This window comes from Sphingopyxis terrae subsp. terrae NBRC 15098, from assembly GCF_001610975.1.
Lineage (GTDB): Bacteria > Pseudomonadota > Alphaproteobacteria > Sphingomonadales > Sphingomonadaceae > Sphingopyxis > Sphingopyxis terrae_A.
In genome coordinates, this window is record NZ_CP013342.1 from 96,723 (window position 1) to 113,908 (window position 17,186).

16 protein-coding genes, 1 tRNA gene and 1 pseudogene are annotated in these 17,186 nt (G+C 62.5%); 10 read left to right on the top strand and 8 right to left on the bottom strand.

What is annotated here, in order from left to right; translation table 11 throughout:
• The first annotated feature begins 20 nt into the window (after positions 1–20).
• The 5 genes from AOA14_RS00450 to AOA14_RS00470 all read left to right on the top strand — a co-directional run bounded on the left by AOA14_RS00450 (position 21) and on the right by AOA14_RS00470 (position 5,922).
• On the top strand, positions 21–1,430 hold the full coding sequence (locus AOA14_RS00450) for a DcaP family trimeric outer membrane transporter (protein WP_062900392.1): 1,410 nt from the start codon (positions 21–23) through the stop codon (positions 1,428–1,430).
• A 26-nt stretch (positions 1,431–1,456) separates the two neighbouring features.
• Positions 1,457–3,124: an MFS transporter gene (locus tag AOA14_RS00455; RefSeq protein WP_062900393.1), complete on the top strand. Its 1,668-nt coding sequence runs from the start codon at positions 1,457–1,459 to the stop codon at positions 3,122–3,124.
• A 153-nt stretch (positions 3,125–3,277) separates the two neighbouring features.
• On the top strand, positions 3,278–3,787 hold the full coding sequence (locus AOA14_RS00460) for a GNAT family N-acetyltransferase (protein ID WP_062900394.1): 510 nt from the start codon (positions 3,278–3,280) through the stop codon (positions 3,785–3,787).
• Positions 3,788–3,797: 10 nt separating this feature from the next.
• Positions 3,798–5,681, top strand: coding sequence for an AMP-binding protein (locus AOA14_RS00465; protein ID WP_062900395.1), 1,884 nt, complete (start codon positions 3,798–3,800; stop codon positions 5,679–5,681).
• A 165-nt stretch (positions 5,682–5,846) separates the two neighbouring features.
• Positions 5,847–5,922: transfer RNA gene (locus tag AOA14_RS00470), tRNA-Thr, on the top strand.
• A gap of 201 nt (positions 5,923–6,123) precedes the next feature.
• Here the strand turns inward: AOA14_RS00470 and AOA14_RS00475 are convergent.
• The 8 genes from AOA14_RS00475 to AOA14_RS00510 form a co-directional block, all read right to left on the bottom strand.
• Positions 6,124–6,954 carry a 23S rRNA (adenine(2030)-N(6))-methyltransferase RlmJ gene (locus AOA14_RS00475; RefSeq protein WP_062900396.1) on the bottom strand — a complete coding sequence of 277 codons (831 nt, stop codon included), beginning with the start codon at positions 6,952–6,954 and terminating at the stop codon, positions 6,124–6,126.
• 398 nt (positions 6,955–7,352) lie between these two features.
• Complete coding sequence (locus AOA14_RS00480) at positions 7,353–8,282, bottom strand: HEPN domain-containing protein (protein ID WP_062900397.1); 930 nt, start codon at positions 8,280–8,282, stop codon at positions 7,353–7,355.
• Positions 8,283–8,345: 63 nt separating this feature from the next.
• The gene (locus AOA14_RS00485; RefSeq protein ID WP_202988342.1) at positions 8,346–8,519 is read right to left on the bottom strand and encodes a sigma factor-like helix-turn-helix DNA-binding protein; all 174 of its coding nucleotides are present in this window, start codon (positions 8,517–8,519) and stop codon (positions 8,346–8,348) included.
• A gap of 175 nt (positions 8,520–8,694) precedes the next feature.
• Positions 8,695–9,435 carry an RES family NAD+ phosphorylase gene (locus tag AOA14_RS00490; protein WP_062900399.1) on the bottom strand — a complete coding sequence of 247 codons (741 nt, stop codon included), beginning with the start codon at positions 9,433–9,435 and terminating at the stop codon, positions 8,695–8,697.
• Positions 9,407–9,781: an MbcA/ParS/Xre antitoxin family protein gene (locus tag AOA14_RS00495; protein ID WP_062900400.1), complete on the bottom strand. Its 375-nt coding sequence runs from the start codon at positions 9,779–9,781 to the stop codon at positions 9,407–9,409. Before AOA14_RS00495 ends, AOA14_RS00490 begins: the two co-directional genes overlap by 29 nt.
• Before the next feature lie 247 nt (positions 9,782–10,028).
• Positions 10,029–10,925, bottom strand: a complete 897-nt coding sequence (locus tag AOA14_RS00500; protein ID WP_062900401.1) for an HNH endonuclease — start codon at positions 10,923–10,925, stop codon at positions 10,029–10,031.
• Positions 10,922–12,256 (bottom strand): type II toxin-antitoxin system HipA family toxin, encoded by a 1,335-nt coding sequence (locus tag AOA14_RS00505; protein WP_062900402.1) that lies wholly within the window; start codon positions 12,254–12,256, stop codon positions 10,922–10,924. Before AOA14_RS00505 ends, AOA14_RS00500 begins: the two co-directional genes overlap by 4 nt.
• Positions 12,257–12,258: 2 nt before the next feature.
• Positions 12,259–12,522 carry a helix-turn-helix domain-containing protein gene (locus AOA14_RS00510; RefSeq protein WP_238929698.1) on the bottom strand — a complete coding sequence of 88 codons (264 nt, stop codon included), beginning with the start codon at positions 12,520–12,522 and terminating at the stop codon, positions 12,259–12,261.
• 181 nt (positions 12,523–12,703) lie between these two features.
• Between AOA14_RS00510 and AOA14_RS19005 the strand changes: the two genes are divergently transcribed.
• The 5 genes and pseudogenes from AOA14_RS19005 to AOA14_RS20330 all read left to right on the top strand — a co-directional run.
• Entirely contained in the window at positions 12,704–13,078 is a 375-nt protein-coding gene (locus AOA14_RS19005; RefSeq protein WP_238929699.1) for an antitoxin Xre/MbcA/ParS toxin-binding domain-containing protein, read from the top strand.
• Positions 13,079–13,578: 500 nt separating this feature from the next.
• Positions 13,579–13,824 carry a helix-turn-helix domain-containing protein gene (locus tag AOA14_RS00515; RefSeq protein ID WP_062900403.1) on the top strand — a complete coding sequence of 82 codons (246 nt, stop codon included), beginning with the start codon at positions 13,579–13,581 and terminating at the stop codon, positions 13,822–13,824.
• A 184-nt stretch (positions 13,825–14,008) separates the two neighbouring features.
• Positions 14,009–15,151 (top strand): tetratricopeptide repeat protein, encoded by a 1,143-nt coding sequence (locus tag AOA14_RS00520; RefSeq protein WP_202988343.1) that lies wholly within the window; start codon positions 14,009–14,011, stop codon positions 15,149–15,151.
• A gap of 197 nt (positions 15,152–15,348) precedes the next feature.
• Entirely contained in the window at positions 15,349–16,758 is a 1,410-nt protein-coding gene (locus AOA14_RS00525; protein ID WP_082819769.1) for an ATP-dependent DNA helicase, read from the top strand.
• A 220-nt stretch (positions 16,759–16,978) separates the two neighbouring features.
• Positions 16,979–17,173, top strand: a pseudogene (locus tag AOA14_RS20330) (ArdC-like ssDNA-binding domain-containing protein); the annotation flags it as partial.
• Between the last annotated feature and the right edge of the window lie 13 nt (positions 17,174–17,186).

A 17,186-nucleotide genomic window follows, 5' to 3' on the forward strand; every position in this document is an offset into this window, starting at 1 on the left:
CGGGAACAGGGAGACGTCAGATGCAAAGGCGAAATACCGCACCCCTCCATCTTTTGCTGGCCGCCACCGCGCTCGTCGCGCCGGGGACGGCCTTTGCCCAATCGACGCCGCGCGAAGCCGAGCTCGAGGCCCGGCTGGCGAAGCTCGAGGCCGAAATGCAGAGCCTGCGCGCCGATCTTGCGAGCGCGCGCAGCGATCAGGCAGCGACCGCCGCCGTCGCGCAAGAAGCCGCCGCGAAGAGCGACGCCGCGGCCACGAAGGTCGCGGCGCTGCAGCCGCAGCCAGCGCAAGCGGCGCCCGCCGACGGTTTCCGTTCGGGCGCAACGACGATCAAGATCGGCGGCTTCATCAAGCTTACCGCGACGAACAGCCGGTTCAGCGAAGGCGAAGTGGCGACCAACTCGCTCGGCCGCGATTTCTATCTGCCGCAATCGATCCCGGTCGGATCTGGTCCGGCCGCCCGCGTGCAGGATTTCAGCGCCAAACAATCGCGCCTGTGGCTCAACCTGTCGACCGATGTCGCGGGCCATGCGGTGAAGGGCTATGTCGAAACCGACTTTCAGACATCGCCGGGCACGCAGGGGTCTCAGCGCACGACCAATGGCTATAATCTCGCGCTGCGGCGCGCCTATATCCAGGTCGACAAATTCACCTTCGGGCAGGACTGGTCGACCTTCCAATATGTCGGCGCGCTGCCCGAAAGCACCGATTTCGTTGGCGCGACCGAAGGCACGGTGTTCGTCCGCCAGCCGCTTGTCCGCTACTCGGCGCCGCTTGGTGGCGGCGTGACGCTCCATGCATCAATTGAAAATGCGGAGTCGGGAACCGCCACCCTCGGCGCCCCGGCGCTGGCCGAAAACGGCGACGACAGCATCCCCGACTTCGCGGCGCGGATCGCCTATGCAGGCAAGCTTGGCGAATTGTCGCTCGCGGGCCTCGCGCGCGAAGTGCGCGTTGCCAATGCCGGCGTCGCGGCAAAGAATTTCGGCTGGGGCGTCAGCGCCGCGGGCAAAATCTATCTCGCCGCCGACAAGGGCAGCGATATCCGCTTCATGGCGACCTATGGCAGCAATGCCGGCCGCTATATCGGCCTCAACTTCGCGCCCGATTCGGTCTTCGACCCGGCGACCGGCACCCTTGCCGATGTTCGCGAGTTCGCCGCGCTCGCGGCGGTGCGCCTCGCCGTGGCGCCGCAGCTCCGGGCCAACCTGATGGGTAGCTACCAGGATGTCGACTATGCGGGTTCGATCCCGCTCGCGACCCTGTCGGGGTTCAACGACAAGGCGTGGAGCGCGGCCGCCAACCTTTTCTGGTCACCGGTCAAGAGCATCGACCTTGGCATCGAATATCGCCACGGTGAGCGCGAAATCGTGAGCGGTGCCAAGGGCCAGCTCGACCGCTTTGAATTTGCCGCAAAATATAGTTTCTAAACCGAACAGGGACAGGGAGAGGTTTCATGGCAACGGCATATGACCATTTGCCCAAGCATCACGAGGCGACGCAGAGCGAAAAGCTCGTCATCACCGCCTCGTCGCTGGGCACCGTTTTCGAATGGTATGATTTTTATCTCTACGGCCTTCTGGCCACGATCATATCGGCGCAATTCTTTTCCGGCGTCAACGAAACGACCGGCTTTATCTTCGCGCTGGCGGCCTTTGCCGCAGGCTTTGCGGTGCGTCCCTTCGGGGCGCTGGTGTTCGGGCGGATCGGCGATCTCGTCGGCCGCAAGAACACCTTTCTGGTGACGATGGGCTTGATGGGCCTTTCGACGTTCGTCGTCGGCCTTCTTCCCTCCTATGCCACGATCGGTGTTGCAGCGCCCATCATGCTCATCGTCATGCGGCTGGTGCAGGGCCTTGCGCTCGGCGGCGAATATGGCGGCGCGGCGACCTATGTCGCCGAACATGCGCCCAACAACCGGCGCGGGCTTTACACCAGCTTCATCCAGACGACCGCGACGCTCGGCCTGTTCGCGGCGCTGCTCGTCGTCATCGGCACGCGCACGCTGATCGGCGAAGAAGCGTTCAAGGACTGGGGATGGCGCGTGCCCTTCCTTGTTTCGATCATCCTGCTCGCGGTGTCGATGTGGATCCGCATGCAGCTTTCCGAAAGCCCGGTCTTTCAGAAGATGAAAGATGAAGGCACGACCTCGAAGGCGCCGCTGACCGAAGCGTTTGGTCAGTGGAAGAATGCCAAATGGGTTCTCGTCGCGCTGCTCGGCGCGGTCGCCGGCCAGGCGGTGGTCTGGTACACCGGCCAGTTCTACGCGATGTTCTTCCTTGAAAAGATGCTGCTCGTCGATGGTGCGACGACCAATATCCTGATCGCAATCGCGTTGGCGATCGGTACGCCCTTCTTCATCTTCTTCGGCTGGCTGTCGGACAAGATCGGGCGCAAGCCGATCATCCTGGTGGGTTGCGCGCTCGCGGTGGTGACCTATTTCCCCGCCTTCCACGCGCTGTCCGAAGCTGCGAACCCGGCGCTTGCCCGGGCCGAGGCTTCGGCGCCGGTGACGGTGGTGACGAATGACGCCGACTGTTCGCTGCAGTTCGACCCCGTCGGCAAGAACAAGTTCGACGCCAAGAGCTGCGACATCGCCAAGGCCTTCCTCGCCAAAAACGCGATCGGCTATGCGAACGTCGCCGCGCCGGCAGGCAGCGTCGCGGTCGTCCGCATCGGCGCCGAAAGCTTTACCGCTCCCGATCCCGCCAAGGTAACGGGCGACGAACGCAAGGCGGCGATCACCGCCTTTCACGGGCAGATCAAGGATGCGCTGACCAAGGCAGGCTATCCGGCAAAGGCCGATCCGGATGCGATCAACAAGCCGATGGTCATCGCCATCCTGACCTATCTCGTCCTTCTCGTGACGATGGTCTACGGCCCGATCGCGGCCATGCTGGTGGAATTGTTCCCGACCCGCATCCGCTACACCTCGATGTCGCTGCCCTATCATATCGGCAACGGCTGGTTCGGCGGCTTCCTGCCGACGACGGCCTTTGCGATGGTCGCGGCAACGGGGGATATCTACTACGGCCTCTGGTATCCGATCGTCATCGCCGCGCTGACGGTGATCGTGGGGCTATTGTTCCTGCCCGAAACCTTCCGCCGCAATATCGACGCATAGGCAGGTTTTTCGGCACGGACCGGGGAGGATGGCGGGTCGCGCATACTCCCCGGATTCTTCGCTCTCTATTTTTCGGGGCTTTGCGCTGGATCAAGGCATGATTGGACGCCGGGGCGCAAGAGGCACAGGCTCTTGAACGAAAGGCTCTCTCCCATGGACACGACGCTTCTGCTTCCCACCCGTTCCGGCATCGACGTGCTGGTGCGCCCCGCCACCGAAGCCGACGAGGCGGCGCTCGTCGATTTCTTCGACCGCGTCAGCGACGAGGACCGGCGCTTCCGCTTCTTTTCGGCCGGCGCCCACGTCAACCATCGCCAGCTCGAACCACTGATCCACGCCGACCATTATCGCAGCGAAAGCTTCCTCGGCTTCGACGCGGCGAGCGGCAAGTTGATCGGATCGGCGCTGCTCGCCTGTGATGCGGCGATGGATACCGCCGAAATCGCGGTGTCGGTGTGCAGCGACTATCGCGGCAAGGGGGTCGGCTGGGCGCTGCTCGATTTCGTCAGCCGCGAGGCCGAACGGCGCGACGTCCGGCGCGCGATCGCGATCGAGGCGCGCGAAAATCACGCTGCCATCGAACTTGAGCGCGAAAAGGGCTTCGCCCCCGAAGCGTTCGATGGCGACCCGACGCTGGTGGTTCTTGCCAAGACATTTCGATAAAGGACGACAGATGAGCGACGCCTACCGGCAGGCCTGGACCGACAGCATCACCGACCGCGACGCCTTTTGGGGCGCCGCCGCGCGGGCGATCGACTGGGTGACGCCGCCGCAGCGCATCCATGATGCCGATGCGGGCTGGTTTGCCGGAGGCACCCTCAACACCGCCGCCAATTGCCTCGACCGCCATGTCGCGGCGGGGCGCGGCGATGCGCCGGCGCTCGTCTATGACAGTCCGGTCACCGGGCAGGTGCGCCGGTTCACCTATGCGCAATTGCTCGAAGAAAGCGGCCGCGTCGCGGCGATGCTCAAGCGGCTGGGCGTCGGCAAGGGCGACCGCGTCGTCATCTACATGCCGATGATCCCCGAAACGGTGTTTGCGATGCTCGCCTGCGCCCGCATCGGCGCGATCCACTCGGTCGTTTTCGGCGGTTTTGCCGCGCTCGAACTTGCCAAGCGCATCGACGATGCCGCCCCGCGCCTGATCCTGACAGCCTCGTGCGGGATCGAGGGGGGCCGTCTGATCGCCTACAAGCCGATGGTCGATGAGGCCCTCGCGATTGCCAATCACCAGGTCAAGCATGTCGTGCTCGTCCAGCGCGATGCGCTTGCCGCCGATCTCCAGCCGCCGCGCGATATCGACTGGATGACGCTGCGCAGCGAATGTGCCGGCGATCCGATACCCGAACCCACGGTCATGGCGGCAAACGATCCGCTTTATATCCTTTATACGTCGGGGACGACGGGCACGCCCAAGGGGGTGGTGCGCGAACATGGCGGACATGCCGTTGCGCTCGCCTGGTCGATGGCGAATATCTATGGCATCGGAGCAGGCGATTGTTTCTGGGCGGCATCCGACGTCGGCTGGGTCGTCGGCCACAGCTATATCGTTTACGCCCCGCTCCTCGTCGGTGCGACGACGATCCTGTTCGAAGGCAAGCCCGTCGGCACCCCCGATCCTGGCACCTTCTGGCGCACGATCGTCCGGCACGGGGTCAAGACCTTCTTCACCGCGCCGACCGCGATCCGCGCGATCCGCAAGGAAGACCCCGACGCCGGCTTTCTGGCCGACATCGGAACCGGCGATCTCGAAGCCGTCTTCCTCGCCGGCGAACGCGCCGATCCCGACACCATCGCCTGGCTGGAGGAAAAGACCGGCCTGCCGGTGATCGACCATTGGTGGCAGACCGAGCTCGGCTGGCCCGCGATCGCCAGTTGCTTCGCGCTCGGCGACCTGCGCCGCAAGCGCGGGAGCGCCGGCTTTCCGGTACCGGGCTATGAATTCGTCGTGCTCGGCGAGGACGGCCAGCCGGTCCCTGACGGGCAGAGCGGATCGATCACGATCAAGGCTCCCCTTGCCCCCGGCGCCTTTCGCACCCTGTGGAACAATCCGGCGGGCTTTGCGCGCAACTTCGAAAGCTTCCCCGGCTATTATGAGACGGGGGATGCGGGCCATTTCGATGCCGACGGTTTCCTCCACATCATGGGCCGCACCGACGATATCATCAATGTCGCGGGCCACCGCCTATCGACAGGTCAGATGGAACAGATCGTCGCGCAGCAGGACGGCATCGCCGAATGCGCGGTCATCGGCGCCGACGATGCGATCAAGGGGATGATCCCCGTCGCTTTCGTTGTGCCGCGTGCCGGCGCCGCCGATCCCGATACGCTGGTGCGTACCGTCATCGCCGCGGTGCGCGCCGAATTGGGCGCGGTCGCGGCGCTCAAGACCGCCTATGTCGTGCCGCAGCTTCCCAAGACCCGGTCGGGAAAGATCCTGCGCAACCTGCTGCGCAGCATCGTCAACGGCCAGCATGTCGAATGCCCGCCGACGATCGAGGATCCGGGGGTGCCCACGATCATCCGCGCAGCGGTCGCGGCGCGGTCAGCGCTCTGACATTGGTAGAAGGCCGTTTCGTTTGGCGCTGATACGGCGGCCGGGCAGAAATGGCCGCTATCATCGTCTCGCATCACCCCCCAAGGCGCACGAAATCCCGGGAAACAGTTTCTTCGCAAGGACGCTTGTCTTCGCCCCGGCACGCTGATAGAGGCGCCCATCGTTGCCGCTTTAGCTCAGTTGGTAGAGCACATCATTCGTAATGATGGGGTCACAGGTTCGAGTCCTGTAAGCGGCACCACTCTCCTCCCAAGGCAAACCCGACACGTGCGGCCGAAGGGTCTTTGCGTGGGTGCTTGATTGGGTCCTGTTTAGGACGATTTCAGCAGCATCGCGCTAGAGCTGGCCACATACCCTTTGAGTCTGGCAACCAAGTCCGAGACACGCTGGAAGATGGAGCCCCCGGGGCTCTCTTTCTGTGAGCTCGGTGATGGAGGTTGTCTTAATTTCCTAACCAATCCGCTGCGAGCTCGCCCCGGTGCCCTTCCGGCGCCAGCGCGGCGCAGAGGGCTTCGAGCAGCGGGGGCAACGCCTGCGTGAATGCATATGGCGGGTTGATGATGAAAAGGCCCGCGCCGTTGTAGATGCCCGGCTGATCGGCATCGTACAGCCAATGCTCGACCCACAGGAATTTCGGGATGCCCAGCCGCCTCAGCTGCTGCTTCCATCGCACGTGCGCCGCGCGGTCTTTCAGCGGATACCAGATCACGGTTACGCCGTGCGCCCATTTGCGGTGAGCGGCAGCAAGAGTGGCTGCGATACGGGCGCGCTCATCCGTCTGCTCATAGGGCGGATCGACCACCACCACACCGCGTGACGTTCGGGTCGGCAGCATTGCGAGCCACAACTCATAGGCGTCGCGCTCATGCACGGCCGCGGATGTGCCGCGCATCGCGCTGCGCAGGGCCGCGGCGTCTTCGGCATGCTTTTCGTTGAGGATTAGAAAATCCTGGGGCCGCAACAGCTGCTCCAGAATGCGCGGCGAGCCGGGGTAGAGGTGCGGCTCACCCCCGGCATTCACGGCCTGTACCGCGGCGCGGTAATCGTCGAGCAAGGAGTTCGCGTCGGCAAAGGCCCGCAGCACACCCTGCGCAGCCTCCCTGGTGCGCTGCGCCTGATCGCCCTTGAGATCGTACAGCCCGCATCCGGAATGGGTGTCGATCAGGGTCAGCGCGCCGGGCTTTTGCTGCAAGGCCCGCACGAGAGCGATCAGCAGGCAATGCTTCACGACATCGGCGCTGTTGCCGGCATGGAAGGAATGACGATAATTCATCAGAATTCAGAGCTCATCGATCTGTCTTTGCATGAAGTTCTGCGCGCGGCGGCCGACCGCGAAACGAGTGACGCAATCGATATGGGCCCCATATAACGTCGGACGGAAAGCATCAAAGCGCTTCTGGGCAGGATCTCAAGCCCGCACCGGCGCAAATGGTCCTTGCTGTCGGGTACTGTTACCGCCGACACGCGGGAAACAGCAAATGGCACAAAATTTAGCGTCATACTCACGCATAGCGCATTCCATCGCCACACAGACGGGTGAGAAAAACGATGGTTTTGCAGTTACTTCTAGCCGAGCCTGTCCGTAACGCAGTCATCGCAGATTGCGAGGCCTTCGAGGCGCTGGATCAGCGCCTCGATCTGGCCGGCTATTGTCGATCGGCGTGGCAAGGATCAGCCGGCCTTCGTCATTGCGGTCTCGAGCGCAGCAAGCCGCTCCGAACAAACGGCATGAACCGCGCGGCCCAATTCTTCGACGCGTTCACCGAGCCAGCGCAGTTCTTCCTCGGTGATGCGATAATGCTTGCTGTAGCGGGCCTTCACATAGGCTTCCTTGAGTTTTTCGAAGCGAGAACGGTCGACTTTCATTTCGCGCGGCCAGGCATCGACCAAACGCATGTCGATGCGCTCGGCCTGGGTACGCAGGAACCCGAGGTTGTGAACGTGCGGCGAGTAGAAAGTGCAGACCAGAAGGACGCAGTGGTATAACCGCTCCGTGGCTTGATGGAGCGAAAACGCGGCCTCTTTTAGCCGCCCCTTGCCAAGATAAAACTTCGTTCCTTCCATCAGCGCGGCAGCACTAGGATACCATTCCTCAAAATACTCCTGCGCCATGGCCAGCGCCTGCTCGGGCGTCTTGGGCTTCGGCGTGTGGAGTGGCTTGTCGTCACTCTCGTAGAGCGCGATCCCGTCGCGGGCGACGTCCATGAAGAAATACCGCCCGTGCGCGAGCCCGTCGTTCACTTCCTGCAGGGTGTGGACGATGAAGTTCACTGGCGTTTTGAGGGTCTGGTCGATCAAAAGCTCCCGGGCGAACCGGTCGTCGAGCTTGGACCAGACATCGACCTTGTCGATGAGCCGCTTGTCGCTGACGATTATGAGCAGGTCGAAGTCCGAGCGATAGCCCTTGGCGGTGTGCGGCTCATCGACCCAGCCGCCGCGCGCATAGCTGCCGTAGAGGATGATCTTGTCGATGCGCCCCTTCTTCTTCCAGCTCATCGTCGCGAGCGCGATGCTGTCGGCAAATTCCTCGAAGATGATCGCCTTCACGCGCTCGAGTTCGCGCTGCTTGGCGGCCGGAAGATGATCAAGGTCGGTACGCATGATGATTATCACCCTGTAATCGCGCGGGCCGGATGGCAAGCGCCATCCGGCCCGCGCGCCTTCCTAGAGCCGGAAACGCCACCACCATGGATCCTTTTCGTCCATGGCGATCATGAGGACGCGAAGCGCACCCGCAAAATGCCATTCGACATCGGCGACCGTGATGCCGAACCGGGCGGCGATTTCGGGATAGCCGAGCTCCTCGACACGGATTGCGAGGAAGACCTTGCGGTCCATCTCCTCCATCCGATCGACGGCGCGCTCGGCGCGCCACAGGCGAAGCCGGTCTTCGCGGGAATCCCGGGGCGGTTCAAGGTGACCCCAATGACCGCGCGAACCCGGCCCAAATATTCGCTCTTAAGCGAAGCCGCGGACTATGTGGACGCGGGTGCTCGCAAAAGGGCTTCGGCGCTCAAAGCCCAAAGTCGGAGGGACGAAACCTAAACCGATCTTCCGACGGAAAAGCGCGAAGAGCGATCAACTCGCCTTGCTCATAGCGAATATGCCAAGTTTGGGCATTGCGGGGCGCTGGATCACGAAAGACCGATGGATCCAGCAGGGCCACGTTCGCGCGATGCTGAGGATCTCTAACGGACACATAGCGAATAGCCTGCGCGTCAATCTCTCGCGCTTCAGACGCAAATTGCTGGCAAGCGGAATAGTCGTCCCGCGCCATCCACTGCGACGCGCCCGCAACAAATGGATCTGCGCACAAGTCGAGCAACCGATCCATCGCAACCGAGACATTGATTGCCGAGTGTTCAACGGTCGTGCTCGGCGGCTGGAATCCAGGCGACCGGGAGTAGAAGCGCAGCCGCCAATAGGCTGTCTCGGCGATCGCAGCACCAATGGACTCTGCGGCGTAGAAAATGCCGGGCTTCTCGCCGGCGCGGCGAAATCTTGAGCTACTCTTGTGACCGTAGCGAAACGGCGTCGCGAGCAGGTAGTGAAGGTGTCTCGCCTTCACCGGCAAGGTCGGCTTCACTTCTTCCACGAGCTGTTCGAGCAACGCTTGATCGTCGGAGCCAGCAGCCAGGCGGTTAGTCGAAATCCGATGTTGCGCCTCGACGATCCGCCACAGCTTTCCACTGTAGGAGCGAAAATGCTCTGGCTTCGGCGTTCGCTCAAACGCGGGCGCGGTAATCATCGACATAGTCGGCCACGTCATTCAGACCGCGGATGGAGCGGATCAGATCGATCGGTCTGCCGCCAAGATCCAAGTTTTCCGACTTCAACCAAGACGTCGACGCCGCATCGTCGCTTCCCATGAGCGCATCGAGGCTGCGAAAAAGCCGGACGAGATACTGCCCAAGTTCGAAGGCCTTCTCGGCTCGCTGAAGTTGATAACTGCCGGAACGAAGCCGCGAGGCCGTTGCCGCGGAAATACCGACCACTGAGCCCAACTGCTCGTTCGTCAGCTTCCAGCACGTCGCCACACGCGCTACCGCTTCCGAGAGAACTCGTCCCTGATCCGCTTGGGAGGCTGGCCGCGTCGCCATTACATTCTCCAGAATGAAATTCTACATTTCCATTCATAAGAATAAACTTCGGATTTTGCAAGCGGGCGCGTTTCATTTGCCGGTTAGGGACGAGATTTGGGCTTCATCAGACGCGCAAGGCGTCGAGATAATCGCTCCACCCTTGACGCATTGCTACCCGTTCATCCCAATAGCGCCCTCGGATAGGCGACACTGAATCACGTTCCTTAGGAGTTCGGAGCCGCTGCGGCGCCTGATGCAGGTTTTGTCAGTGCTTGAAGCAATGCTCTCGATGCCAGGCTAGGAAGGCCGGATGCGGGCGCTCTAGCGGTCGCTGTGGTGGGATGGCGAAGCCGGTCCTGTTGATCAGAGAGCGGATGCTGTCGGGGTTGTTTGCCTGCCGGCTGACGAGAATCTCAAGGTCGTCATTCAATCCGATCAGGCCCCTATCGAACATCCAGTGGACGGTTCCTGAAAGGGCAATCCCATTGGTCACGATGTCCGGCCCGCCACGATCCACGGGCCGGATATGGGCGGCCTCGACCTCAGCGCGGCCGCCGCCATTGATCAGCTTCAGCCCGGTTACCGCGCAGCGGGCATCATAGGCCTCGACAACACGACGGCGGAACAGGCGGTCACGGACCAGTCGTGAACCGAGATTTGCCACGCGGTCGCGTTCGATCTCGAACTGGAACGGTGAGCGCTCCTCGCGCAGCAGGTTCTCGGGCGTCTCATCGATCCTCGGCAGGAAGCTGTCATCTTCCGCGAGGCCAAGGTCGATGATGCGGTTGAAGTCCTCGATGGATAGGCGCCGAACTGCGGATTGGGCGCGACCCGAAATCTTGCCCTGCTCGTTGAGAACTCCGCGTTCGACTAGCCCCAGGGGACCGTTGAACGGGACCGGGTTGGGGAAGTCCAGGTAGGTCCCGGGTTCGATCAGGGCGAGATACATGTCCTTGGCGGTCGGGTCCGGCACGACATGAGCTACTTTGGCCACCGCGAAATATCCGCGCGTGTCGCGGATCTTGCTTGGCTCGTAGTAGACGATCCAATCGCCAATGCAGGCGCTGACGCGGGTCAGGTATTGGCGCGGGAACTGATACTGCTCCGCCGGGCTGTCGTCGTAGATCGAGTCGGAGCGATGAACGAAGATGCCTTTGGTCATGACGCTCCCGCTTCCCTGTCAGCAGAATAGGCGCTTGCGCCTATCGTCGGCACGTCGTCCGTAGGCACTTCAGCGGTGTCGGGCAGGCCTTCCTTTTCGGCGTGTCCCCTGACTTCTGTTGCCCGCTCCTCGATCTCTTTTGCGAAGACCTCCAGCATCGACGAACCTGCTGGCATAGATGCCACCTCCTCGACCGCTGCGGGCAATTCGCGCAGCAACCGTGCCGTCACCTGCTCCACCCTCTGCACCGTTCCCCGCGCTGCCAGGCCTGCGGCGTCGGCCATGCGCCGCCAGTGGCGACCGTAGATGTGGCGGCCGCGGCGCTGCTCGCCGATCGCTTGGGCGTGGTTCTGGGTGATGTTGGTCCAGGCGAGGCCCGACATCAGGTCGTAGAGCGGAGCAAGCTGCGGGGCACCTGGGCCGAGCAGGATCGAGTAGTTCTTTGCGTGTGAGTCCACGTTGCCGATGGCGATATTGAAGATCACGGCGTCCAGCAGCCGGGTGATGTCGCGCGCCGTCATATGCTCGCGGACAACCGCGAACATGTCGGCGATCGAGGGGCCGCGCATTCCGGTGCCGTTGAATTCATACTTGGCGGCAGGCGGGCTGCCGAGTGCCTGACAGAAATCCTCCTGATGCAGGCGGCGGACATTGTTGCCAGTACCCGTCCGGTCATAGCGCTCGACCAGCAGGTAGCTGCGTTCCCCTGCAACGCCCGTTGTCACCGGCGCGACATTGAGGCCGATGCGGCGGGCGAGAAGCATGCATAGCGCTTCATTGTGGACGCTGCCGGGTAGGCGTGGATTGTCGGGCTTTAGGATATGGGTGGATGGCGCGCCGTTGATCGGCACCGCAATCTGGCCGTCGATGACAGCCACCGGCAGCTTTTCCTGCGCGCCGGCGAGGCTCATCGAGACGCCGTCCTCGCCGACCAGGAATGGCCGCGCTGGCAGTTCCTCGATGATCCGTTCCAGTGCACCGGTATCCGGGATCGGGCGATAGCCGGGCTCGCCGCGCGGCCGCTGCGGAGCGATGCTGAGCGCGCCTGCCAGATCGTTGCCGGTCTGTGCGATCAGGCCGAGCGCGTCCTCCGGTGCAGCGCCTAGCGCGCGCGTCATGGCGCGCAACGGTTCGCCCTCCGGCAGGAGGTTCATCAGCCAGGGAAGAACTTGGCCCCCCTCATAGGGCTCTGGCCGGATCGGCATGGCCAGCGAGACAGGGAAGCTGTCAGCGGATGAACCCCAGGCATCCGCATAGGCAAGGCGGGTTGTCTGCGCATCGGCGCTGATCGTGGCGACCAGGCGGTCTTCATAGTGAACCGGAAGGTCCACCGTCAGGCCTGCGAAATGCCGGTTGCGGTGAGCCGCAAGCCGACAGCCTTTGCGGCGGCGAGTGCCTTCCCGAGTTGGGCGGTGGGCTTGCCTGCTTCCAGATCGACGATGAAGCGCTCGCCGCTGTTGATGGTGAGCGCCAGCTCCCGCTGGGTAAGGCCAAGGGCCTTGCGGGCCGAGGCGACGGCTGCGCCGAATTGGGTTGCGTTGTCAATCATGTCATTCTTACCGAGCGGGAAGTTGCCATAAGTGTCGTAGAGATTCAAGAGAATTTCTTCCCGAACGGGAAGAATTCGCTTTGATATTAAGGCTTACCCGGAAATTCTTACCGCTCGGTAAGTGGATTGATGGTCTGAGCGGACGTTCCGTGCTATCGGGATCGCCGAAGTTCGGAGGTCTGTCCTTGTCGATCACCAACGCTCCATATGACGAAGATGAAAGCTGGCAATGGCGCGAGCGGCCACTGCATTGGTCGCGCGCTGGGGCGTTCCCGACGAAACGGTTGCGCGGCTGGTCAATGGCGAGGGGCGGGCTACGGCGCTGCTATGCATTCATCGCGCATTGCGATGCATATTCGCTGATAGCGATAGAGCCGCGCGGTGGATAGGTGCACCTAACGAGGCCTTTGATGGAGCCAGCGCGCTGGATCTCATGATGGCAGATGGCCTCGCAGGTAAGCGAACGGATCATAACATCGGCAAGGGACATCGACTCAACTCCTGCAAGCAGGTCTCAGCCGGTGCGACATCTCAAGCCAGCGATGGGGCCACCAGAAAATGGCCGCGGGGCCATCGCCTATTCCGGTGGCCCCATTTCGAGTGAGATTGAGTGAAATATCCTCGGACACCAAAAGACAAGACCAAGGAGAAAATGGCAGATTTCTGCCGTTTTGTCGGTGGTTCTGGGATGTCAGGAGAGGAGTAAATGGTGCCCAGAAGAGGACAAACAAGTAAAAAGCAAGTATTTGATATACTTGCTATATACACATTTCGAAGATTGAAATGCCACTTGCCATGCCCCCAAGTCTGAATTGCTTAAAAGATTTGGGTCTCTAAGCATTGTTTCAGGCACATTCATCATGTAGCACGGTGTATCGTTCCAATGCAAGTTTTTTGGTTCGATTTATTTGTGACTGTTTGTTGCAATACGTACCGGCTTTGGGTCCCCGCAATTTGATCGCGCCATGACATGGCACCTACGGCCATGAACTGCTGACCATGCTCCCCCGGTCGGAGAGCTGTCTAAAGCGGCAGGTTGATCCCCCACAGGGTATATTGCGGGTTTATACCTCAGAGGGTATAGAATGGCCAACGGAGGCAGTGATGGATCAGCTTGTAAGACTGCCGAGGCAGCTAGGTGCAATCATCCAGAGTGCGCGTGTGCGGCAGGGGATGACCCAGTCAGAGCTGGCCGGCATTTCCGGCACACAGCAGAAAACCATATCAGCCATCGAAAACGGCAGCGTCGGAGTAAAGCTCGGCACGCTGCTCCGCGTGATCGCGAGCCTCGATCTCGATATCAAGATCGGGCCGCGAGAGCGTGGCCCCTCGATCGAGGACGTCTTCTGAGGCCATTCAATTTAGCTTTGGCTTCCAGCTCTTTCCCGTGCGCCGCAGCAGCGTCCCGCTCGAGCTACGACGCAACGTAGAGCCGTTAAGAGATCCAAAAGATCGGTGTGCCACATAGAAAGCCGCGCGTTATCTGAGTTGTAGATACCATCAGTGCGCACAACCCCAGACGTAGCGAAGGGCCATGACACAATCTCTGCGCGGCGATTTGGCGAAACGCTATCTTCTGGAGGACCTGCCCGGCGCGTCCCAATTGGGGGCTCGCTTGAACGGGATCTTGTTGAAGATCGATTCCGGCGAGCAGGTGACCGCGTTGCAGCGACAGTTTCTCGTCGCGACGGGTCTTCACGCGCTCTGCGCCTTAGCCGATGGCAAGATCACTCAAGGAGAGTTTTCCTCCCGGGCCGAGCAGGAGCAGGCAGCACGCATTGAGGAAGCTTCGGCCAAGGCCGTGAAGGATGCGGCAGAACGGGCGGCATGCGAAGAGGCAAAAGCCGCCGCGATCAAGGAGACCTTTGCCGCCATGGCGAACGATCCCGTGCTGCGGCGGAAGCGGGAAGCAAGGGAGCTGCGGCAGCGCTTCGACATAGGATATGTCGAAAGCGAGGACTATCCGCGCGTGATGGCGCTACTCAGGCAAGTCGCCAATCGGCAGCGCCTCAAGGCCGAGGACGTCGCATGGCTGAAGACCGAAGCCGATGACTGCTGGACAGACGCGCTGCAGAAAGCCTTCCATGCATTGGAAGCGGAAGCCCTCACAAAAGCATGGGAAACCAGCGGCAATCCCTGGGAGGCGGTGAACGCGAGCGCGCATTGGCGCAAGGCAGATGAACCCGAGCAAGCCTTGCGTCTGACCGAAGCGGCGCGGGCGCAGATCGGGCCAAATCCCAAATTACATTCGGCCCTTGCAACAACGCGCGGCGGAGCAATGCGTGACCTGCGCCGCCTCGACGACGCGAAGGCATTGGCAAACGACGCGCATGGATTGACCCCGAGCGACTACAGGCCCTGCACTTTGTTGGGCGCAGTCCACATCGAGCTTGGTGACCTCCAGGCAGGGCGCGAATGGTATGCCAAGGCCGAGTGCCTTGGCGCTTCGCGCCAAACGATCGACAATGATTTGCGCGGACTGCTAATGCGCGCCCCCATTGAGGAGCAGCATCGCATCCGCGAATACCTTCTCCAACACGATCCTCAGCGCTTTGCTTGGCTCCGGCGTTGGCTTGGCACCGGTCAATCGCCTTCGCATCCGAAGTCCGCACGCTCGATCAAGAGAAGAAACGACACCGCATTGGTCGAGGCAGGTCAGCATGATCATCGTTCCTGATGATCCGGGCCCTGCAGGTCCAGACGACGTGTTCAAGGCGGCCGTCCGAAAAGTCTTCGACGGCGACGGCTTTCTGGCAAGCGTCTGGCACCCCTATCGCTAGGCTTGGGTCGAACGCGTTCCGTTCCGCTTTGCGTTCATCGACGCGCCCGAAATGGTGCGGGTTGATCTCGGGGCGGGCAAGCGCGCTCTTGTAAATGGTGGCTGGCTCGATCCCATTTATAGGATATGCCTATGCCGGGACCGCCAAGACTACCACCGTGCTGGCGACCTATGCGCGTGAGGCGGCGAAGAGCGGACTTGCTGTCACAGCGCTCGCGCCGACCGCGTCGGCAGCCGCGGTCCTGGGAGAAGCGCTCGGCCTGCGCGGCGACACGGTCGCACGCCATCTTGTGTCGCCCGAGGCCAAAGGACTCGGCAAGGGTTCGGTCTGGATTGTCGATGAGGCTTCGATGCTTTCCGCGCGTGACATGGCGGCCCTGATGGCCAGCGCCGAAAAGGCCGGGGCGCGGCTTGTTCTGGTCGGCGACGTCAGGCAGCTCGGCTCGGTCGGAGCGGGGGCAGCCTTCGCCCAGTTGCAGCAGGCGGGCATGGCCACCGCGAAACTCGCTAACGTGGTGCGGCAGACCAATGCTGAGACCCGCGAAGCCGTCATGGCGTCAATCGAGGGCCATGCCGGCAAGGCTCTGGCCGCGCTGGAGCGCGGCGGCGGCGAGGTGGTCGAAGGCGCGGACCGCGATGCGCGCCTTGCGACATTAGCGCAGCGCTATGTTGCCCTCAGCCCTGCAGAGCGTGCGCGGACCCTCGTGATCGAACCTTCGCGAGAAGGGCGCGATACCCTCACCGCCATGATCCGGCAGCAGCTGGCGCAGCGTGGCGAGCTGTCAGCAGCGACCGTCCGATTCGAGGCGCTCGAAGCCAAGGGCCTGACCCGCGCTGAAACCCGGCAGGCGGCAAGCTATGCCATCGGCGATGTTGTTCGCTTTGCCCGCGACTATGCCGACAAGGGCGTCACGCGCGGCGCAGCCTATCGCATTGAGAAGATCGATCCGGACAAGGCCGCCATCGCGCTCAAAACCGCCGACGGGTCATCCGTGGACTGGCGGCTGCGCCAATGGGGCGCGGGCAAGGTCGAGGTGTTCGAGCCGAAGGCGATGGAGTTGCAGGCGGGCGACCGCGTGCAGTTTACCCGCAACGACCGTGAGGCCGGGCGCATCAACGGGTTGCGCGGCACCATCACCGGCATCGATCCGGAGCGCCAGCAGGCAACCATCGTGCTGACCAATGGCCGCGAGCAGCGGCTCGATCTCACCGACCCACGCGACGCCCATCTGCGCCATGCCTATGTCCAGACTGCCCACGCAGCCCAAGGCCAGACCGCCGAGCGCGTCCTGATCCACGCCGACAGCCGCTCTGCCAATCTGGTCGATCAGAAGATGCTCTATGTCGCGCTCTCGCGCGCGAAGTCCGAGGCCATTGTCGTGACTGACGACAAGGCGCGGCTGATCCGCGCCATCCACGAGCGCGCGGGCGAGAAGCAGACGGCCATGGAAGCGAGTGCGCCCGAGGCCGCGAAGGCGAAGTCTCTGGGGGCTGGTCTCGGCTGATCGTGTGAAGCGTGAACGCAGGGCCATGGCACCCTTCGCCCTGCCATTGGAATGAACTGCTCCCTCTCGTGACGGCCCGTGCCGGGCGGGATCAACAGCCTGCCCGCTCCATTCGGGCTTCGCCCTCCCGTGTTGGCTGTTCCGCGTACCGCTGACCCGCCCGGCCATCCGGCCCGTCCCTTCATCCGCGTTCCCAACGACAGGACGAAGGATCACCACCATGGCCAGCACCGCAACCGCCAGCATCTACGACACCATTACCAACCAGATCATCGCCGCGCTGGAGCGCGGCACCGGCGACTACACGCTCCCCTGGCACCGCAGCAGCGCCCCGCTCACGCGGCCCATCAACGCGGTCACCCGCAAGGCCTATCGCGGCGTCAATGTCCTTGCCCTCTGGGCCAGCGCCGAGGCGCAGGACTTCGGGC

Bases quoted from the DNA above. Each gene is read 5' to 3' on its own strand.
- AOA14_RS00515 (WP_062900403.1), top strand. From the start codon at position 13,579: ATGGATCAGCTTGTAAGACTGCCGAGGCAGCTAGGTGCAATCATCCAG.
- AOA14_RS00475 (WP_062900396.1), bottom strand. From the start codon at position 6,954: ATGAATTATCGTCATTCCTTCCATGCCGGCAACAGCGCCGATGTCGTG.
- AOA14_RS00460 (WP_062900394.1), top strand. From the start codon at position 3,278: ATGGACACGACGCTTCTGCTTCCCACCCGTTCCGGCATCGACGTGCTG.
- AOA14_RS00500 (WP_062900401.1), bottom strand. From the start codon at position 10,925: ATGACCAAAGGCATCTTCGTTCATCGCTCCGACTCGATCTACGACGAC.
- AOA14_RS00490 (WP_062900399.1), bottom strand. From the start codon at position 9,435: ATGTCGATGATTACCGCGCCCGCGTTTGAGCGAACGCCGAAGCCAGAG.
- AOA14_RS00520 (WP_202988343.1), top strand. From the start codon at position 14,009: ATGACACAATCTCTGCGCGGCGATTTGGCGAAACGCTATCTTCTGGAG.
- AOA14_RS00450 (WP_062900392.1), top strand. From the start codon at position 21: ATGCAAAGGCGAAATACCGCACCCCTCCATCTTTTGCTGGCCGCCACC.
- AOA14_RS00480 (WP_062900397.1), bottom strand. From the start codon at position 8,282: ATGCGTACCGACCTTGATCATCTTCCGGCCGCCAAGCAGCGCGAACTC.
- AOA14_RS00455 (WP_062900393.1), top strand. From the start codon at position 1,457: ATGGCAACGGCATATGACCATTTGCCCAAGCATCACGAGGCGACGCAG.
- AOA14_RS19005 (WP_238929699.1), top strand. From the start codon at position 12,704: ATGGCGCGAGCGGCCACTGCATTGGTCGCGCGCTGGGGCGTTCCCGAC.
- AOA14_RS00495 (WP_062900400.1), bottom strand. From the start codon at position 9,781: ATGGCGACGCGGCCAGCCTCCCAAGCGGATCAGGGACGAGTTCTCTCG.
- AOA14_RS00485 (WP_202988342.1), bottom strand. From the start codon at position 8,519: ATGGACCGCAAGGTCTTCCTCGCAATCCGTGTCGAGGAGCTCGGCTAT.
- AOA14_RS00465 (WP_062900395.1), top strand. From the start codon at position 3,798: ATGAGCGACGCCTACCGGCAGGCCTGGACCGACAGCATCACCGACCGC.
- AOA14_RS00525 (WP_082819769.1), top strand. From the start codon at position 15,349: ATGGTGGCTGGCTCGATCCCATTTATAGGATATGCCTATGCCGGGACC.